Below are 18,165 nucleotides of genomic sequence, written 5' to 3'. Positions count from 1 at the left end.
GCCAGGACCTTATCACCCCATTCGTCCAGACAGAGCCACCTCTGTTGCCGCCTTACCAATTCCTCGCCATCATGGTATGTATTGTCCCATCATTTGTTTCCTTTACCGGCCAATGAAACGCGTATCAACATTCCCCTCGTGGTCGCATAACGCCTTGATCTTCTAGGCTCACGATTCAATCTTTCCGTCAAACTTTTTCATGATTTTTCGACTACTCACAGCTCGATCAGGCAGACATTTTTCAGAATACCCCACCATAGTTGTTTTTCCAAGAGCAGAAGCAGTTTATCAAAAAAATCGAAAACCCTTTCGATACAGGAGAAAACCAGCTGAAAAAGGCTTCACAGCCTCATGAGTTTTTTCACTCAAAGGTTAAGCAACCTTTACGCAGATCTGAATCGGAAGGAGCCCTTCTATTCACCTTTCCTTGTAAGTGAAAAAAAATTCGAGCAAACCTGCCGCTGAAGGCCCAGACACCACAACCCCCTCAGCGCAGCACCTGTTCGATAAGCCCAGTGCCTGGTCCGGGATCATATATCCCTATCCTCACCCTAACAATCGATCCCGAATAAGGTTAACGCATGGGCTTGATTTTGACGGTCATGGTTGACAAAGAAGGATCTTTTCTCCGCAAAAATCTCTCACACAGCCATCAGTTCAGCGCTGTTTCTCCAACCAAATCCCATCCCAATCTGTAATTTTCTCCTGTTCAACAGCCAATAGGTTGATTATGATGTTTCCCTTTCATTGAAGTCGACATTTCCAGGTATTTCTTTCCTCAATGCCCCTGGCAATGCAGCACTTGTATCGCAAGCATCCATTTCCGGCCACACGGGGACTGAATCCCGTCCTGCCGGTACTTCCAGACACCGAAGGAGTTAATATGAACGACCTACAACAACGTGACCCAGAGATCTTCAACCTGATTAAACAGGAAGAGGTTCGCCAAAAAGATAAAATACGTCTGATTGCCTCGGAAAATTACGTCTCCGGTGCGGTCATGGAGGCGACCGGTTCAGTCCTGACCAACAAATACTCCGAAGGATATCCCGGTAAACGCTATTACGAGGGGCAGCAGTACATTGATCAGGTGGAAAGCCTCGCCATTCAGCGGGCCAAGGATCTGTTTGGTGCCGAGCATGTCAATGTTCAGCCCTACTCAGGTTCGCCGGCCAATCTGGCCGTTTATCTCGCCTTCATTAGCCCCGGCGACACCATCCTCGGCATGGCCCTGCCGCATGGCGGTCACCTAACCCATGGGGCCAAGGTGTCCATCTCCGGCAAGTATTTCAACGCCGAATCCTATTCCCTGGACAAGGAGACCGGCCTGCTCAATTATGAGACCATCCGTGAAAAAGCCCTGGCCTGTCGTCCCAAGATTCTGATCGCCGGTCACTCCGCCTATCCCCGGGTCCTCGATTTCGCCAAATTCCGTGAAATAACTGATGCCTGCGGTGCCCTGCTCCTGGTGGACATGGCCCATTTTTCCGGCTTGGTGGCTGGCGGTGCCCACCCCTCACCCATTCCCTATGCCGACGTGGTCACCACCACCACTCACAAATCGCTGCGCGGTCCGCGCGGGGCCATGATTCTCTGCAAACAGGAACACGCAGCGGCCATTGACAAGGCCGTCTTTCCCGGACTGCAAGGTGGCCCACACAACAACACCACGGCCGCCATTGCCGTGGCCCTCAAAGAGGCCTCCACCGAGGCGTTCAAGCAGTATGCGGCCCAGATCGTCAAGAATGCCCAGGCCTTAGCGGCCACTTTGCTTGACAAGGGCTTCAACCTGGTGACCGGCGGCACTGATAATCACCTGATGTTGATCGATCTGACCAACAAGAACGTGACCGGCAAGGTTGCGGCCAAAGCCCTGGATGCTGCGGGCCTTGTCCTCAACTATAACGCCGTACCCTACGACACTCGCAAGCCCTTTGATCCGAGCGGTATCCGTCTAGGTTCGGCGGCTGTGACTTCCCGCGGCTTCAAGGAGGAACAGATGGTCCAAATCGGCAATTGGATCAACACCGTTGTTGCCGACCCGACCAACACTGCCCTGCAGGCTGAAATCGCCACATCAGTGCAAAAACTCTGTGCTGGCTTTCCCGCACCTGGACTGGAACATCTGACGTAAGGCAACGCTTTATCACACCACTGAAAAAAAGGGGACGCTTTACCAAGCGTCCCCTTTTTTGTCCGTTCCCTGTGGCTTAAAGCAACGTCTGCACCACTGTACTGGCAAAATCGACAAATTTTGCCGGTAGCGCTCCTAATAAGGTAATGGCCATCACCAGCACAATGCCTGTCAATTGGATCACCGGATGCACAGTGACCGGTGGATTCTCTCCGGGATCAGCAGTATAGACAGCCTTGACCACCGAAAGATAATAATAAATGGCTATCGCGGTATTAATTGCAGCCAGACAGACCACCACCAGATGATCCGCTCGCAGGGCCGAGGTCAGAATCATGAATTTTCCCATAAAACCGACAAAAGGCGGAATACCGGCTAAACCGAAAAGGCCGACCGCCAAGACAAAGGCCAGCACTGGCTGCCGTTTGTAGAGCCCGTTGAAGTCTTCGACACACAAGTTTTCGCCTTGCTGCGAGACGTTGCTGATCACCAGAAAACAGGCCAGATTCATCAGCACGTAACCGGCAATGTAATAGATGGCCACGCCATAGCCCTCGCTGTTGAGGGTCAGCAGACCGAGAAGAATGAATCCCGCATGGGCGATGCCGGAAAAGCCGAGCATCCGTTTAATATCCTTCTGAACCAAGGCACTGAGGTTGCCGTAGAACATAGAACAGAGCGCCAATACCGCCATGAGTTCAATCAGGAACGGCGACTGGCCGGTCGGCACGATGAGAAAACGGATCAAGAGGGCCACAGCGCCAAACTTGGGAATGGTGGCAATGAAACCGGTAGTCTCGTTTGAAGCACCTTGATAAACATCCGGCACCCAGAAATGCATGGGGAAGACCGCCAGTTTATAGAAAAACCCGCCAAGTATCATCAGCACGGCCACCACCACGGCCGGCTGCAGGTTGCCTTGTGCGAGGAAGGCGAGGATGTTTTTGAGATAGGTCGTGCCGGTCAGACCAAACAGATAGCTCATGCCGTACAGCATGAATCCGGTAGCCATGACACCAAAAAGGATATACTTCATGCCGGCTTCCATCTGTACCCGAATGCCGGTGCGATCATCACGCATGGGCACGAGAAGATAGAGAGCAAAAGAGGAGAGCTCCAGGGAAATGAAGATGGCGAGCAGCTCCACCGAACTGACTAACATCATCAGGCCGAGAACGCTGAGGAAAAGAAACAGGTAATATTCCGGCCGGACACTCGGGCTGATCCCCTTGAGGTTCTGACCTAGGATGAGGAGCAGGGATAGGGAAAAGCCGATCATCACCTTGAAAAGCTGGGAATATTGGTCGACTTCGTACACGCCGTAAAACAAAGTGCCCTGCGCCTGAAAGGAAAGCAGGGTTGCCACAAAGGTGGCAATGCCAAAAACGATGGCCACCGATTTCGCCGCCTGCTTGGAAGGCGTCGTGTCAAGGCTGACCAGGAAGAGTGCAAGTGCTCCAGCCAGCAGCACCAGTTCGGGAAGAATAACCATAGAGAGTGCCTTTCTTCGTGTTTCCTCAACACCTGGCGCAGCAAGCGATCAGGGTGTTGGCGGGGAATAGAGGGTTGCAATGCATTCGTTAACGCCAGAGCACAGCCGCAATCTGTTGGTGCTGCTGCCAATGATTGAACTGCTCCAGCAAATGGCTCACCGAGCCGTGCATCAAATCAATAAAAGGCTGCGGCCCCAGTCCAATCCAGAAAACAAAGAGCAGGAAAGGCGTCAGGGTGACTATTTCCCGAATGCCGAGGTCGGCGAGGTACGACTGATCGGGATTGGCGGTCCCACCCCAGACAATCTTCTGCAGCATGCGCAACATATAGGCCGCCGCCAGGACCGCGCCGGGGATGGCGGCTAAGGCCAGAATGATATTGTGTTCAAAGGTTCCCGCCAGCACCAGGAACTCACCGATAAAAGAGTTGGTCCCCGGAAAACCAAAGGAAGAGAGGGAGAAAAAGGCGAGAAAGGTGACGAACCAAGGCATATATTTCCCCACCCCAGTGGCCAGGGCCAATTCCCGGCTGTGAGTGCGCTCATAGATCATGCCCACACAAAGAAAGAGCGCGCCGGTGGTGACGCCGTGGTTGATCATTTGCAAAATCGCACCTTCAAGACCTCGGGTATTGAGCACGAAGATCCCCAGGGTGACAAAGCCCATGTGACCCACTGAGGAGTAGGCGATCAGCTTTTTCATATCCTGCTGAGCCAGTGCGGTAAAGCCGCCGTAAATGATACCAGCGATGGACAGCCACAGAATCGGCTGAGCCAGGAGCAGGGTGGCGTCCGGGGTGATCGGCAGACAGAAGCGCAGCATACCGTAGGTGCCCATCTTCAGCAGGACTGAGGCCAGGATGACCGAACCGGCGGTCGGTGCTTCGACGTGGGCGGCCGGTAACCAGGTATGGAAGGGAAACATCGGCACCTTGATCGCAAAGGCCAGGAAAAAAGCGAGGAAGATGAGGACCTGGAAGGTGAGCGAATAGGGTTGCCACATCATCTCCGGGATGAAAAAGCTGCCGGATTTGAGATAAAGGGCGATAATGGCCACCAGCAGCAACACCGAACCGGCCAGGGTGTAGAGAAAGAACTTGATCGATGCATAAACCTTGCGCGGCCCGCCCCAGATCGCAATCAGGAGATACATGGGGATAAGCATGAACTCCCAGAAGATGTAAAAAAGGACAAAATCCAAGGCCACAAAGACGCCGATCATTGAGGTTTCCATGATCAGCAGGCAGAACATAAAGGGCGCAACCCGATGCTGGATGTATTTCCAGGAGGCCAGAACGCAAAACGGCATGATGCAGGTGGTGAGGAGCACCAGCAGAATCGAAATGCCGTCCATACCGACAATGTAGTTGATATGAAAACGTGGAATCCAGGTGTAGGCCTCGGCAAACTGATACTTGGCGCTGGTAGAATCAAAACCGGTGAGCAGGAAAAGCGAGCAGACAGCAGTCAATGAGGTGAAAAGCATTGCCCACAACCGGGCGAAAGTCTCCCCGTGAAAGAAGAGCAGGACCACAGACCCGGCCAGCGGCAAGAAGATGAGAAAACTGAGCAGAGGAAATCCCTCTTTGATAAGTAACTGATCCATTCTCTCAATTCCCCTTAGAGCAGCTGAAAAAAGATGAAGGTGACAAGCAGGAGGGCGGCAAGCGAAAAGGCGTAATACAGGGTGATCTGGATCTGACCACTCTGCAGAAGCCGCACCTTACCGCCAAGCGCTCGGACAGAGCGGGCAATACCGTCAACCACGCCGTCAATGGCGTGCCAATCAAACCAACTCCAGAAACGGCTCAGGGTCATCAGAGAAGAGAGGCCGACCACCCGGTAGGCCTCGCCCCAGGCAGTATCGCACCACTGCAGAGGGTTCTTGATCAGCCAGAGGAACCCACCACCGGCCTTGCGATAGAGCCAATCGATGTCGAGGCAGATGCGGTCCACCGGCTCAACGTATTTCTTGAGCAGAAAAAAGGCCAGTGCCGCAAAGCCGAGCAACTGCAGGGTTTCCATCAGGTGGTAGGCGGTGTGCGGGGTATAGTTCACCGCATACGGCAGCATGGCGTAGAGAAAACCAGGAGCCGTGCCCACCAGAATGCAGAGGGTGGCACCCAGGGTCATGGCGATCAGCATGTTCCAGCTGGGATCACTCGCCTTAGCCCAGGTTTCCTTGCTGCAGTGATTGGTACCGAAGAAGAGGAAATAGGGCAGCTTGAGACCGTTATACATGAAGGTGCCGGTGGCGCCGAACATCAGCAGCCAGGAGGCCCAGTTGAGATGCTGCTCAAAACCGGCAGTGATGATCATCGACTTGCTGGCATAGGCTGCAAAACAGGGGGCTGCAGAAATCGACAGGCAGCCGATCAGGGTGAAAAAGAAGGTGGCCGGCATTTTCGCGTACAAACCACCCAGTTCGGTGAACTTGGTCTTGCCGGTCATGTAGAGGACCGAGCCCGCGCCCATGAACAGCAGGCTCTTATAGAGAATATGGACAACGGCATGGGCAACGGCGCCGTTGATGGCCATATCTGTGCCGATGCCGATACCGGCCACCATGTAACCCACCTGGGAAACGATCGACCAGGCCAGCAGTTTGCGGATGTCATTCTCCATCACCGCGTAGATGACGCCGTACAGGGCCATGATCACCCCAAGGACGACGAGAATGTCCATGCCGGCGCAGGCTCTGGCCAGGGTGTACACCGCGGTCTTGGTGGTGAAGGCGCAGAGAAAGACCGCGCCATTATAGGAGGCCTCGGAATAGGCCTCGGGCAGCCAGGAATGGAGCGGCACCATGGCGGCGTTGAGGCCGAAGCCGATCATGATCAGCCAGGTATACAGCTCGGGATGGGCGACATCCATCAGCTCAAAGGTGATATTGCCGGTCGCCTGATAACGCAAGAGGATACCGGCCAGAAGGATGATGCCGCCGATGGTATGGATCAACAGGTAGCGGTAGCCGACCCGTAGCGACTGGGGCCCACGCCGGAACCAGACGAGAAAGACCGAGGCAAAGGCCATCATCTCCCAGAAGAGAAAGAGACTCAGGTAGTCGCCGCTGTAGATGGCGCCGAGCGATCCGGCGGCATAGAACCAGGCGGCCATGTGTTCGCCAGCCCGTTCGACCTGAAGACCGTAGAGGGTGCCGATGACCGCCATTAACCCCATGATCAGGGCAAAAACCGTGGAGAGCTTGTCAACCCGGCCCAGGACCAGTTGCCAGTCGAGAAAGGACACGACGCCCAAATTGCCGCTGAGGGTGGTATTGAGCACCACGGCACCCAAGGCCAGCAAAGGCACCAGGAAAAGATAGGGTTTGCGCAGCGGTCCCTGGATAAAGGGCAGGAGCAGCGCGCCCGCTATCAGCAGCGCAGAGGGATGGATAAAACTGGAGGTCATTCTTCTTCCTCGCAGAGTGTTGATTGAGAGCGGTCATAGAAATCGGTCGGCGCCTGAATACCGGACCGGCCGAACCAGCGGGCTACGCCGATGATCACAGCGGCGGCGGCAAAACCAAACAGCGACCAGAAAAAGGGCACATGCTGTTCCACCCAGGTGTGAGCGTGGTGGGTATCAATGAGCAGTGACGATCCGGCGATGACGGCCAGTGCCACAAAACAGAGCGTGATCACAATTTTCAGATGCGCCTGCAAGTATTCAATAAGCGTGGTCATCCTGTCACCATCCAGACAAATTGCATCATAAAATTGGGATAGATACCAATAATCACCGAAACGGTAACGGCAATCAGCAGGGGAATGAGCATGCTGAGCGGCGCTTCCTTGATGCCGGTCTCAACCTCGCCTTCCGGTCGTTTGCCGAAAAAAGCCTTGTAGGTTACCGGAGCAAAATAGCCGACATTGAGCACGGTCGAGGCAATGAGAATCAGGAGGATGCCTACCTGATGCGCTTCCATCGAACCCACCAGCAGGTACCATTTGGAGACAAAGCCTGCCACCGGCGGCGCTCCGATCATGGAGAGCGAGGCCACGGCAAAGGCGCCGAAGGTAAAGGGCATGGTCCGGCCCAATCCGCTCATCTCTGAAATATACTTTTTGTGAGCGGCGATGTAGATAGCGCCGGCGCAGAAGAACAGGGTGATCTTGGCAAAAGCGTGGTTGACGATGTGGATCAGCCCACCTTCGATGCCATGTGGCGTCAGCAGGGCCACGCCGAGGATGATGTAGGACAACTGACTGACCGTGGAGTAGGCTAATCGAGCCTTGAGGTTATCCTTGGATAGGGCGATCATCGAGGCCACCAGGATGGTGAAACCGACAAAGTAGGCGGTGGGGATACCCAGGTTGAGCCGATCCATGGTGTCAACCCCAAAGACGTAGAGCATGGTCCGGGTGGTACAGAAGACCCCGACCTTCACCACGGCCACCGCATGCAGCAAAGCGGAAACGGGCGTCGGTGCGACCATGGCACCGGGGAGCCAATGATGGAACGGCATGACACCATTCTTGGCAAATCCCAAGATGCAGAAGATGTAGAGCATCGTCACCACCCAATCGGTGGCCGAGGTGGGGATCATGCCCGTGTTAATATTGTGCGGAAAATCGAGAGTACCGGCGAGCACATAGATGAGGATCAGCGCCGGTAGCAGAAAGAACTTGGCGGTGGTGGTCAGGTAGATAATATATTTCCGCGCCCCCTCGTAGGATTCCTCATCCTGATGGTGGGCAACTAACGGGTAAGTGCAGACCGAGACGATCTCGTAGAAGAGATAGAGCGTGAGCAGATTATCGGAGAAGGCCACGCCGATGGCCCCGAAAATGGCCAGGGCAAAACAGGCGTTAAACCGGGTTTGACAAGGCTCGTGATGGGCCCGCATGTAGCCCATGGAATAAAAGACGGCGATCATCCACAGCGAGGAAGCGACCATGGCAAAGATCATGGAAAAGCCGTCGGCGCGCAGGGTAATGGACAGCCCGGGCAGCAATTGAAAGAGCGGATAGACCAGGGTCTGGCCTGCTTTCAAGGCTGGGATGAAGGAAAGCACCATGAGAAACAGCAGAACCGAGGCACTGGCAGAGACAAATTCGCGCAGATTCGGATGGTTCTTTAGGGTCATGACCACCAAGCTGCCAAAGAGCGGGATGATCACCGCCAGCAGCAGGTTGGAGTTTTTGACAATTTGTTCGGCGGCGGCAACGGCGTCCATGGTCATTTTCTCCAATTACCCCTGCAGATCAACAAGATCGTCGGTCTCGATGGTCTTGTAATTCCGGTAGACGGCGATCATGATGCTGATGGCGATGGCGGCTTCAGCGGCGGCAATGGCCATGATGAACAGGGTGAAGATCTGCCCGACCGCCGGGTCCGGGGCCAGAAAGCGATTAAAGGCCATGAAGTTGGTTGAAGCGGCGGCGAGGATGAATTCCGAAGAGATCAGCATGCCGATCACCGTCCGGCGAGCCACCATGCCATACACCCCGAAGGCAAACAGCAGGGCGCCGATGACCAGGTAGGTCGGCAGACAATTATACAAATTGAGCAGTTGCATCGGGTTAGTTCCTCCCCCTCTGCGCCAGCACCAAGGCGCCGATGATGGCCAGGAGCAGGACGATGGAAATGAGTTCAAAAACCAGGGAATGAGTGGTCAGGAGCGACATGCCCACTGCCTTAATGTCAAAGGAACCCTGCCGGGGGAAGACCTGCCACTGGGTTTTCAGACCGAGCACGGTCAGGGCGGCAAAGATGAAGGCGCCGACACTGAAAGCCAGGGGCCCGGCGAGGATCGAGCTGTGTTGCATATCCGCCGTCTGCTGCTCCTCCGGTGTGGCCATCATTATGCCAAAGGCAATCAGGATCGAGACCGCACCGACATAGATGAGCATCTGCATCATGGCGAGGAAGGGACTGAGCAAAAAATAATAAACGCCGGCCAAGCCGGTGAAACAGATGGCTAGGCCGGCAACGGCACGGACCAGCCGCTGGGCGTTGACCGCGATCAATGCACCGGTCACCACCAGGGCCACGGTCAGCAGAAAAACAACCCCCACCATCCCCTCGGCGGAAAACAGGGCCGGAGCGGCGGCCGGTTGACAGACTAGCGCTTGCATCGGTTCTGCTCCTCCAGCCTTTTCATTAAATCCATAATAAACTCGTTCTTATCGAAACTGGCCAGGTTGTACACCTTGGAAAAACGCAGCGCGTTGAAGTTGCAGCTCTCCACGCAGGAACCGCAGAGGCTGCACTTGGTGAAATCAAGCACATAGCTGGTCAGCACCTTGCCCTTGCCGCCCTCGTTTTTCTTGCCGTCCAGGCTGATACAGACAGAGGGACAGGCCCGTTGGCACATACCGCAGACTACACAGTTGGGTTCCCCGGTCTCCTCGTTGCCGATCAGCTCGATGTGTCCCCGAAACAGAGGCGTCATCGTCGGCACCTCGTAGGGGTACTGCTCGGTCACCACCGGTTTGAAGAACTCACGGGCGGTGATAGCCAAACCGGTGATCAGGCTTTTGCTGCCGGTAAAAATATCACTCCAATAGCCACTCATATTCAGAACACCTTGATCAGGGCCGCGGTAATCAGCAGATTAGCCAGCGAAAAGGGAATCAGAATTTTCCAGCTCAGGTTCAACAACCGGTAGATCTGGGTGCGTGGATAGGTCCAGCGAATCCAGATGAAGGTGAAAATCAGGATGTAGATTTTGATCAGGAACCACCAGACGCCCGGCGTCATACCAAAAGGGCAGTCCCAGCCGCCGAGAAAGAGAGTAGCTGTTAGGCAGGCGCCGACCACGATATTGAGGTACTCGCCCATCATGAACAGGCCAAAACCCATGGAACCGTATTCGGTCATGAAACCGGCCACCAGCTCACTCTCGGCCTCGGCCATGTCAAAGGGCGCCCGGTTGGTTTCAGCCACCGAGCAGATGAAAAAGATGATGAAGGAGATCCACATGGTCAGAAAATGACCGTTCTCCAGGCGGAAGATGTTCCAGTGCCAGAAGCCGCCCTGCTGATCGATGGCGATATCGCGCAGATTCATCGACCCGGAAATCATCACCACCGTGATCACGGTGATCAGCATAGGGATCTCATAGGCCAGATTCTGCGAAACCGAGCGGGCAGCGGAGATGATGGCGTACTTGTTGCCCGAGGCCCAGCCGCCGAGCAGAATGGCGATCATGCCGATAGAGGCCAGGGCAAAGAGCAACAGCACCGAAAGCTCCATCGCCCGAGCGCCGATATTGTCGGAAAAAGGAATGACCACCATGGAAGTAATGGCCGGGATCATGGCCAGCACCGGGGCCACCCGGAAGATAATGCCATCAACTCCATCGGGCACCAGCAACTGCTTGCTCATCAACTTGAGGCCGTCGGCCAGGGGCTGCAGCAGGCCAGCATACCCAGCCTCGCACGGTCCGATGCGACGCTGGATGCGGGCCGCGCCTTTACGCTCGCACCAGCCGAGATAGGCGGCATTGAGGCCGGCAAAGGCCATGATGCCCACCAGGTAGAAGAGGGCGCGCCAAATGCTTGTTTCCATAGAATGCACCTCCCCCGATCAGCGGTCGATTTCGGGGATAACCAGATCCAGGCTGCCCATGAAAGCCAGGGCGTCCGCCAGCAACATACCCTCGGCCACCTCACCGTACAGACTCAGATTGGAGAAGGTTGGGGAGCGCAGCTTGAGCTTGTAGGGATTTTTGCCGCCGTCGCAGACCAGACGGTGACCAAGCGAACCCCGGGCGGTTTCGACCGCCGAGTAATAGTAGCCTGCCTCGGGTTTAAGCACCTTGGGTGCCTTGCCCATCACTGGGCCATCGGGAAGTTTATCCAGGGCCTGCTCGATGATGCGCAACGACTGCTCCATCTCGTGCATCCGCACCATGTACCGAGCCATGGAATCGCACTCATCAAAGACCGGTACATCGAAATCAAACTCTGGGTAGACCGAATAGGGTTCGTTTTTGCGAATATCGTAATTGATGCCGGAACCCCGGGCTACCGGGCCGGTGGCGCCGTAGCGGCGACATTGTTCCGGGCTGATGATGCCAATATCTTTAATTCGCTTAATCAAAATGATGTTATGAGTGACGAGGTCGTGATAGAGGCGGGGCATGCGACCGCGGAGGCGTTTGATGAAATCGCGGGTGCCGGTGATGAACTCATCGTCGATGTCATTGCAGACCCCGCCAAAACGCATATAGCAATAGGTCAGCCGGGAGCCGGTCACCCGTTCCAGCAAATCAATGATCTTCTCGCGGTCATCAAAGGCATAGAGCAAAGGGGTGAATCCACCAAGATCAAGCAGAAAGGCAGCCCACCACAGCAGGTGGCTGGCGATCCGGTTGAGTTCAACGGTGATCACCCGGATGTACTCGGCCCGCTCAGGCACCTCAATACCGGCCGCCTTTTCCACCACCAAGGCCCAACCGTGATTGAAGGCCAGGGCATGAAGGTAATCCATGCGGGCGGTATTGGGCATGAACTGGGCAAAAGAGCCGCCTTCGGCGAGTTTTTCGTGCATCCGGTGGATATACCCCAGCACCGGCTCGGCCTTGACGATGTACTCGCCGTCCATGGTGAGCTTGACCCGAAGAACGCCGTGGGTGGCGGGATGCTGCGGCCCCAGGTTGAGGACAAAGGTTTCATCATGCCGCAGGTGAATGGGGACGGTCATGGCATAAAATCCTTGAGAAGGGGATGGAAATCGGCATCTTCCGGCAGGAGAATACGGATCAGGTTGGGATGATCCTGGAAATGGACGCCGTAGAAATCAAAGGTTTCGCGCTCGTGCCAATCGGCTGCCGGAAAGACACTGGCAATGGTCGGCACAACCGGTTCGCTCCGGGGAATGAAGGTTCGCACCATTACCCGGCAGTGGGTGCCGCCCAGCCGGTTGTAGTCATAGAGGATTTCCATCTGCTGCTTGTCGAGCCAATCGACTCCGGAGATGGCTTCAAGGAAATAGCCCTCGCGATCCATGATCCGGGCTACGGCCACCACCTGATCGGGACCGCAGAGGACATCGAGATGACTGCCATGCTTAGCCGGATCGGTTGCAAGGACACCGGCTTCCCTCGGCGGAGTCACTTGGTCCCCCTCCCCTTCCGGTGCCGAAGCCGGAGCTATTTCCGGGAAAAGCTCGGCCAGTGCGCTCTGCGTTTTTTCCAATAGTTCCATCACTCTTGCTCCCCGTTTCAGCCTGGATGCACCCGCGGCCAGCGTCGTTTTCCGGTGATCTTTTCTTCAAGGGTCATAATCCCCTCAAGCAGAGCCTCAGGACGCGGTGGGCAACCGGGGATGTAGACGTCCACCGGAAACAGCTTGTCCGCCCCTTCCACCACATTGTAATTGCCCTTCACCTTGAACGGCCCGCCGCTGATGGCGCAGTTCCCCATGGCAATCACCCATTTGGGTTCGGGCATCTGGTCATAAAGGGTCTTGATCGCCAACTCAAGCTTTTTGTTGATGGTCCCAGCCACGATCATAACATCGCTCTGCCTCGGTGAAGGCCGGAAGACCTCAGCGCCGAAACGGGAGATGTCGAAGCGGGAACCGCCGGTGCACATCATTTCAATGGCACAGCAGGCCAACCCGAAAGTCATGGGCCAGAGCGAATTAGCCCGACCGAGATTAAGCAGTTTATCAAGCTGGGCGAACTGCACTATTGACGATGGTATATTTTCTTCTCCCACGTGAACACTCCTTTGCGCCAAGCATAGACAATGGCTAATGAAAGAATGGCGACAAACAACAAAATCTCGTAAAAATCCTGAAGACCTAACTCCGGACTATTGTAGGCGACAGCCACCGGAAAAAGAAAAAGCACGTCGACATCAAAAGCGAGGAAAATCAAGGCATAGAGATAATAAACGATGCCAAAGCGGATCCAGGCGCTGCCGATGGGTTCCATACCGCACTCGATCAACTGTTTAGCGCGGCCGGCGGACTGCCGGGTATGAGACGAGGGACTGAGCAGCTTGACGATGATGATCGGGCCAAACCCGAACAACAGTGCCCCGATTAGAAACAGGGTCACGTAAATGATATTGGTGAGCACAACCTGATCCATCATTTTCTCCTCAACAGCGCCAATCACGACGCATCAATCCAACTGATGCATTTAATCAAGACATCTTATCAGGCTACTGAAAAGCACACCTGATGTCAAGTAGAATTCCGGTAAAAAAAGGCACACACATTCTTCTCAGGCCCTGAAATAGTGCCCGGAGCCACCGAAAAGTCGTTGACCTATTTTTCGGAAGTGTTAGTTTAACGTTTAGCTTTCAATTCCGATCATAGATAGATTCAGTCGAGCTGATAGAAAGACTCTCATGGCCATTACCTTCAGACAACTTGAAATATTCATTGCTGTCGCCGAAACACAACAGGTGACCCGGGCCAGCAAGAAGCTCCTGCTCACCCAGTCGGCGGTGAGCATGGCCTTGGGTGAATTGGAAAACCAGTTGGGCGGCCCGCTTTTTGACCGTCATGGACGCAGCCTGCTCCTCAATGACCGAGGCCGCTACCTTCTTCCCCTGGCGAAGGCCATTCTCCACCAAGTGGCCAACATCGAGACCATCCTCACCGAACAGCAGGGTGCTGTGGCCGGTGTGCTTGAGATCGTTGCCAGTTCGACGCTTGGCAACTATGTTCTTCCCTATCTCATCGGCGCCTTCATGCAGCTGCACCCCGAGGCGCATATCAACATGCTGGTGGTGAACACCATGACCGCCGAGAAATTGGTGGCCACGGGACAGGCTGATCTTGGATTTGTCGAGGGGGACATCAACGTCGACTCGCTGGTCGCCACCTCCTGGTTTGAGGATGAATTGGGGATCATTGTCAGTTCCACTCACAAACTGGCGGATCGTTCAACTTTCCAAATCCCGGACGACCTCAAGGAGACCAGTTGGGTCATCCGCGAGGAAGGATCAGGAACCGCAGAAATCTTCATCAAAAAGCTGGGCCGCTATGCTTCCATGCTCAAGGTGGTCACAAAAACCGGACATACAGAGGCGATCAAGAAGGCCGTGGAATCTGGAGTCGGCGCCGCCTGCCTGTCCATGCTGACGGTCTGCCGGGAGGCGGAGGAAGGTTGGCTGAAAATCTTGCCCATCGAGGGTATGGACATGAGCCGGCAACTCTGGATCATCCAGCATAAAGACAAGATTATCACTCGGCTCATGGCCGAATTCCTTAAATTCTGCGAGATAGTGGCGGAAAATCATTTGGGCCGGGAATGTCTCTCGTCGCCGTGGAAATTGCAGTCACTGCTGGCCAAAAGCAAAATCGGCCAAGACTGCATGCTGCCTTCTCAGCAGCAGGAGGAACCAAACCGTTAGGGGTTCAATGCGCCCATGCCAGCAAACCGGAAACATCAAAACCGGGCAGAGGAACACTCCCTGCCCGGTTTTTTTTATGGAGCATTCTATTGTAAGGCGGCAAGCGCCTTCTTAATGCGGTCCATGCCTTTTTTAATATTCTCCATCGAGGTGGCAAAGGAAAAGCGGATAAACGCATCGGCACCAAAGGCGGCTCCAGGCACGGAGGCCACCTTCGCTTCCCCGAGGAAATAATCGGCCAGGGCGACGGATCCGTCGATAATTTGGCCGTTGAAGGTTTTGCCGTAATAAGCCGAAAAATTGGGAAACACATAGAAGGCGCCCATGGGGTTCACGCAACTCACGCCCGTAATGGACTCCAAGGCCTCGACAAAAAATGCCCGGCGCGGAATAAAGGCCTCACGCAATTGCCGGGGAAAATCCTGGGGCCCGGTCAAAGCGGCAAGGGCGGCATACTGGGAAGGCGCGGCCGGGTTCGAGGTGGACTGGCTCTGAATCTTATTCATCGCCTTGATCACCTCACGCGGGCCGACGGAATAGCCGATGCGCCAACCGGTCATGGCAAAGGACTTGGACACGCCGTTGGACAGCACGACCTGGTCCTTCAAGCGCGGATCGGCATGGAGGATATGGGGAACCCTGCCTTCTCCGTAAAAAAGATCCTCGTACATATCGTCGGTGATCACCAGCCAGCCGTTGGCATAGGCCATTTTGGCGACCTCGGCAAGTGCAGCCCGAGAATAGACAGCCCCGGTCGGATTCGAAGGGCTGTTGAGCACAATCGCCTTGGTTTTATCTGTGGCGTACTGCGCCAAAATCGACGGATCAATATCGAAATCGCTCTCTTGCCTCAGCGGGACAATCACCGGGGTGCCGCCGGCCAACTGGACCATGGGCGGATAGGAAACCCAATAGGGCGAGGGAATGAGCACCTCGTCACCGGGATTCACAATCGCCTGGAAAATGTTATAGAGTCCGTGCTTACCGCCGCAACTGATCTGCACCTGGTCCGGAACATAGTCCCAACCCTGGTCTTTTTTCAGTTTGGCGCACACGGCCTCCCGCAGTTCCGGAGTACCCGCTGCCGGAGTATACCTTGTGTGCCCATCATCGATGGCCTTTTTCCCAGCCTCACAGACATGGATAGGGGTGGACAGGTCCGGTTCTCCCACGCTGAAATTCAAGATATCGGCACCTGCGGCCCTGAGCGCCTTTGCCTTGGCGTTGACCGCAAGGGTCGGCGAGGGGGCCACTTGCAGCACTCGATCTGCAAGCACGAATTTTTCAGAAAACATCATTGTACTCCTTCCTTGTGTCATTCTCCGGTTAATAAAAACCAGTGGGCTCTAACGCTTTTAAAAAAAATTAACAAGAGCAAAAAAAGGGACCTGGATATTTTGAGAGCAACGACAGGTCTCTCACGGCTCCTTGAAGACCGGACACGGCCGTTGCCGGTCAAAATTGCGATAAGCCGGATCATCGGGCGCGCTGTGACAATCAAGACAGAGGCCAATCCGGAGGATTCGCTGCAACTCCTCGCCATTAAAAGGCCGCAGATCCTTGCGTGAACCGTGCTGCAGCGGTGTACCGTCGATAGTCACAAAGGTGTCGAAACCCGGTGTTTGCCCTTGCTCGCTCGCCACCCCGCGATCCACTGGAAAAAACTGCCATTTCCCCCCTTTTTTCACCACCGTGCCTTCACCTAGCCCCACGGTTTTGGGTGAAGCGTGGCAATCCTTGCAGGAGCGCCCCTTGGCCTGGATGGTATGGGGGTTAATCGCCGCCATGGTAAAGCGGTTGAAGCCGCCATCGGAGGCGCCTTTTTCATCGATCAGCGTCACCAGATCCTGGCACCCAGGTGTCACCACCACCACCTTTTCCCCCCAGACCGCCAGCATCGGTTTCTCGTAACGGATGTAGGAACGCCCCTCCTCCCACCAGCCCGGTGTCTCCTTCAGTGTCAATTTATCGAGATGGGTTTCCCGCTTGTCCCGCTTGACATGGCAACCGTAACACTGCGGCACCAAAGTGGAATGACAAGCCGCGCAGGTAACGCGCTTATGTTCGGGGGCAATGCAGGCCTGTGGGGCAGGTGGGCGCAGCGGATGTTCTTTGCCGTCGATCTTGCCGGTGAGGACGAACTGCTCTTGTTTTTCGCTGACATTATTCAACTGCTTCTGCTTGCGGGTCATGCCCGGCTGAGCATCATGGCAGCTCTGACAGGTGATCTCTACCTGTTCCTCGTAATGGGCATAGCTGGTCCCATCCCCCATGATTTCGTCGCGGGTATGGCAGTCGATACAAACCATCCCCTTGACATGATGAATATCCTCGGCGATTTTCAGATAAAAGCGATCTCCGGGTAGCCGTTGCGAGGAGTGCTGCCCCTTCTCATAGGGGGTGCCGTAGCCCTCAGCCTCAAATATTCCAATGTAGGAGAGACCGATGCGGCCGGAACGATTGTGGCAACGGATGCAGTTATCTTCCGGTACCTTTTTAACAACCAAGGGATGGGGCCGGTTTTTCTTCGCCTCCGCCTGATCGGCCTCGGGAATCTCCGAGGTCACGGTGTTGCTGGGTGTCCCCGGTGGCAGGATGTAATGACAGGCAGAGCAGCCTCCACCTTTCTCGTTGAAAAAGGCCGGTGCGCCGGGCAGATCATTCTTCTGTTTCCACAGATGACAGGTGCCGCAGAGCTTGCGGTAGTAATCAAGGGCAAGCGAGGTCTCACCACTTGCAAGCAACTGCTCGACCGTGATGTCGGCGTTCTGGCTCTCCCGTTCGCCCCAATAGTACAGCAGAGTGGACAGGATGCCGCGGTTAGTGGCCATCAATGAATTCTTGACTTTGTGAATGTCAGCCGGATGGCAGCCCTCGACCCCGCAGGTTTTGCCGACCCAACGCAGGTCACCGGGATTAAGAACCATGCCCGCATGGGCCTTATCCTTATCGATAGCCAGAGAATCGCCCAGATGACAGGGTGAGCAGCCGACTACCAGACTGTCGTGAGCGCCGTCAAGTTTTTCCTTGGTGTGGCAATTCAGACACATCTCGACCATGCCGGCAGTGGTAACAGCCAGTTGATCAGGACGCTTGGTTGTATGCTCACGAAAAACCAGATAACCAATCAACAGGAGGATGACCGGGACAAAGAAAAAGAGAGGCATGAGACTACGGGACGGCCTGGCCATGTCGCTTGCTGATCGTCTCGAATAGAAG

Annotated in this window: 17 protein-coding genes; 2 read left to right on the top strand and 15 right to left on the bottom strand. The window is 55.2% G+C overall.

Annotated features, from left to right (window positions below):
• Window positions 1–883: 883 nt before the first annotated feature.
• On the top strand, window positions 884–2,134 hold the full coding sequence (glyA, locus tag ACHZCX_RS16150; RefSeq protein WP_319588225.1) for a serine hydroxymethyltransferase: 1,251 nt from the start codon (window positions 884–886) through the stop codon (window positions 2,132–2,134).
• Between the two features lie 76 nt (window positions 2,135–2,210).
• On the opposite strand, the gene ACHZCX_RS16145 is transcribed toward glyA, so the two are convergent.
• The 13 genes from ACHZCX_RS16145 to ACHZCX_RS16085 all read right to left on the bottom strand — a co-directional run bounded on the left by ACHZCX_RS16145 (window position 2,211) and on the right by ACHZCX_RS16085 (window position 13,673).
• Window positions 2,211–3,626 carry an NADH-quinone oxidoreductase subunit N gene (locus ACHZCX_RS16145; protein WP_319588224.1) on the bottom strand — a complete coding sequence of 472 codons (1,416 nt, stop codon included), beginning with the start codon at window positions 3,624–3,626 and terminating at the stop codon, window positions 2,211–2,213.
• 88 nt (window positions 3,627–3,714) lie between these two features.
• Complete coding sequence (locus tag ACHZCX_RS16140) at window positions 3,715–5,232, bottom strand: NADH-quinone oxidoreductase subunit M (RefSeq protein WP_319588223.1); 1,518 nt, start codon at window positions 5,230–5,232, stop codon at window positions 3,715–3,717.
• A 14-nt stretch (window positions 5,233–5,246) separates the two neighbouring features.
• Complete coding sequence (locus ACHZCX_RS16135; protein ID WP_319588222.1) at window positions 5,247–7,037, bottom strand: Na(+)/H(+) antiporter subunit D; 1,791 nt, start codon at window positions 7,035–7,037, stop codon at window positions 5,247–5,249.
• Entirely contained in the window at window positions 7,034–7,312 is a 279-nt protein-coding gene (locus ACHZCX_RS16130) for a hypothetical protein (RefSeq protein WP_319588221.1), read from the bottom strand. Before ACHZCX_RS16130 ends, ACHZCX_RS16135 begins: the two co-directional genes overlap by 4 nt.
• Window positions 7,309–8,805 (bottom strand): monovalent cation/H+ antiporter subunit D family protein, encoded by a 1,497-nt coding sequence (locus tag ACHZCX_RS16125; protein ID WP_319588220.1) that lies wholly within the window; start codon window positions 8,803–8,805, stop codon window positions 7,309–7,311. Before ACHZCX_RS16125 ends, ACHZCX_RS16130 begins: the two co-directional genes overlap by 4 nt.
• Window positions 8,806–8,820: 15 nt before the next feature.
• On the bottom strand, window positions 8,821–9,147 hold the full coding sequence (gene nuoK / locus ACHZCX_RS16120) for an NADH-quinone oxidoreductase subunit NuoK (protein ID WP_319588219.1): 327 nt from the start codon (window positions 9,145–9,147) through the stop codon (window positions 8,821–8,823).
• A gap of 4 nt (window positions 9,148–9,151) precedes the next feature.
• A complete protein-coding gene (locus ACHZCX_RS16115; protein ID WP_319588218.1) occupies window positions 9,152–9,706 on the bottom strand; it encodes an NADH-quinone oxidoreductase subunit J in 555 nt (184 codons plus the stop codon).
• Complete coding sequence (locus tag ACHZCX_RS16110) at window positions 9,694–10,146, bottom strand: 4Fe-4S dicluster domain-containing protein (protein ID WP_319588217.1); 453 nt, start codon at window positions 10,144–10,146, stop codon at window positions 9,694–9,696. Before ACHZCX_RS16110 ends, ACHZCX_RS16115 begins: the two co-directional genes overlap by 13 nt.
• A 2-nt stretch (window positions 10,147–10,148) precedes the next feature.
• Complete coding sequence (gene nuoH / locus ACHZCX_RS16105; protein WP_319588216.1) at window positions 10,149–11,141, bottom strand: NADH-quinone oxidoreductase subunit NuoH; 993 nt, start codon at window positions 11,139–11,141, stop codon at window positions 10,149–10,151.
• 18 nt (window positions 11,142–11,159) lie between these two features.
• A complete protein-coding gene (locus ACHZCX_RS16100; RefSeq protein WP_319588215.1) occupies window positions 11,160–12,278 on the bottom strand; it encodes an NADH-quinone oxidoreductase subunit D in 1,119 nt (372 codons plus the stop codon).
• On the bottom strand, window positions 12,275–12,781 hold the full coding sequence (locus ACHZCX_RS16095) for an NADH-quinone oxidoreductase subunit C (RefSeq protein WP_319588214.1): 507 nt from the start codon (window positions 12,779–12,781) through the stop codon (window positions 12,275–12,277). The genes ACHZCX_RS16100 and ACHZCX_RS16095 overlap by 4 nt, the downstream gene beginning before the upstream one ends.
• 17 nt (window positions 12,782–12,798) lie before the next feature.
• A complete protein-coding gene (locus ACHZCX_RS16090; RefSeq protein WP_324292490.1) occupies window positions 12,799–13,296 on the bottom strand; it encodes an NADH-quinone oxidoreductase subunit NuoB in 498 nt (165 codons plus the stop codon).
• Window positions 13,266–13,673: an NADH-quinone oxidoreductase subunit A gene (locus ACHZCX_RS16085; RefSeq protein ID WP_394708843.1), complete on the bottom strand. Its 408-nt coding sequence runs from the start codon at window positions 13,671–13,673 to the stop codon at window positions 13,266–13,268. Before ACHZCX_RS16085 ends, ACHZCX_RS16090 begins: the two co-directional genes overlap by 31 nt.
• Before the next feature lie 262 nt (window positions 13,674–13,935).
• Here ACHZCX_RS16085 and ACHZCX_RS16080 point away from each other — a divergent pair, with 262 nt between their 5' ends.
• Window positions 13,936–14,946, top strand: coding sequence for a LysR substrate-binding domain-containing protein (locus ACHZCX_RS16080; RefSeq protein WP_319588212.1), 1,011 nt, complete (start codon window positions 13,936–13,938; stop codon window positions 14,944–14,946).
• 86 nt (window positions 14,947–15,032) lie between these two features.
• On the opposite strand, the gene ACHZCX_RS16075 is transcribed toward ACHZCX_RS16080, so the two are convergent.
• On the bottom strand, window positions 15,033–16,244 hold the full coding sequence (locus tag ACHZCX_RS16075) for a pyridoxal phosphate-dependent aminotransferase (protein ID WP_319588211.1): 1,212 nt from the start codon (window positions 16,242–16,244) through the stop codon (window positions 15,033–15,035).
• Window positions 16,245–16,364: 120 nt separating this feature from the next.
• Window positions 16,365–18,137 (bottom strand): hypothetical protein, encoded by a 1,773-nt coding sequence (locus tag ACHZCX_RS16070; protein ID WP_319588210.1) that lies wholly within the window; start codon window positions 18,135–18,137, stop codon window positions 16,365–16,367.
• Between the last annotated feature and the right edge of the window lie 28 nt (window positions 18,138–18,165).

It is taken from the genome of uncultured Desulfobulbus sp. (genome assembly GCF_963662935.2).
GTDB lineage: Bacteria > Desulfobacterota > Desulfobulbia > Desulfobulbales > Desulfobulbaceae > Desulfobulbus.
The sequence above is the reverse complement of the archived record's forward strand: the minus strand, read 5'-3'. Positions and strand labels throughout refer to the sequence as shown.

What these genes read in the sequence shown, in the direction of transcription:
- ACHZCX_RS16100 (WP_319588215.1), bottom strand. Translation starts at nt 12,278, where the DNA reads ATGACCGTCCCCATTCACCTGCGGCATGATGAAACCTTTGTCCTCAAC.
- nuoH (WP_319588216.1), bottom strand. Translation starts at nt 11,141, where the DNA reads ATGGAAACAAGCATTTGGCGCGCCCTCTTCTACCTGGTGGGCATCATG.
- ACHZCX_RS16145 (WP_319588224.1), bottom strand. Translation starts at nt 3,626, where the DNA reads ATGGTTATTCTTCCCGAACTGGTGCTGCTGGCTGGAGCACTTGCACTC.
- ACHZCX_RS16130 (WP_319588221.1), bottom strand. Translation starts at nt 7,312, where the DNA reads ATGACCACGCTTATTGAATACTTGCAGGCGCATCTGAAAATTGTGATC.
- ACHZCX_RS16135 (WP_319588222.1), bottom strand. Translation starts at nt 7,037, where the DNA reads ATGACCTCCAGTTTTATCCATCCCTCTGCGCTGCTGATAGCGGGCGCG.
- ACHZCX_RS16125 (WP_319588220.1), bottom strand. Translation starts at nt 8,805, where the DNA reads ATGGACGCCGTTGCCGCCGCCGAACAAATTGTCAAAAACTCCAACCTG.
- ACHZCX_RS16110 (WP_319588217.1), bottom strand. Translation starts at nt 10,146, where the DNA reads ATGAGTGGCTATTGGAGTGATATTTTTACCGGCAGCAAAAGCCTGATC.
- ACHZCX_RS16075 (WP_319588211.1), bottom strand. Translation starts at nt 16,244, where the DNA reads ATGATGTTTTCTGAAAAATTCGTGCTTGCAGATCGAGTGCTGCAAGTG.
- ACHZCX_RS16095 (WP_319588214.1), bottom strand. Translation starts at nt 12,781, where the DNA reads ATGGAACTATTGGAAAAAACGCAGAGCGCACTGGCCGAGCTTTTCCCG.
- glyA (WP_319588225.1), top strand. Translation starts at nt 884, where the DNA reads ATGAACGACCTACAACAACGTGACCCAGAGATCTTCAACCTGATTAAA.
- nuoK (WP_319588219.1), bottom strand. Translation starts at nt 9,147, where the DNA reads ATGCAACTGCTCAATTTGTATAATTGTCTGCCGACCTACCTGGTCATC.
- ACHZCX_RS16140 (WP_319588223.1), bottom strand. Translation starts at nt 5,232, where the DNA reads ATGGATCAGTTACTTATCAAAGAGGGATTTCCTCTGCTCAGTTTTCTC.
- ACHZCX_RS16080 (WP_319588212.1), top strand. Translation starts at nt 13,936, where the DNA reads ATGGCCATTACCTTCAGACAACTTGAAATATTCATTGCTGTCGCCGAA.
- ACHZCX_RS16115 (WP_319588218.1), bottom strand. Translation starts at nt 9,706, where the DNA reads ATGCAAGCGCTAGTCTGTCAACCGGCCGCCGCTCCGGCCCTGTTTTCC.
- ACHZCX_RS16085 (WP_394708843.1), bottom strand. Translation starts at nt 13,673, where the DNA reads ATGGATCAGGTTGTGCTCACCAATATCATTTACGTGACCCTGTTTCTA.
- ACHZCX_RS16070 (WP_319588210.1), bottom strand. Translation starts at nt 18,137, where the DNA reads ATGGCCAGGCCGTCCCGTAGTCTCATGCCTCTCTTTTTCTTTGTCCCG.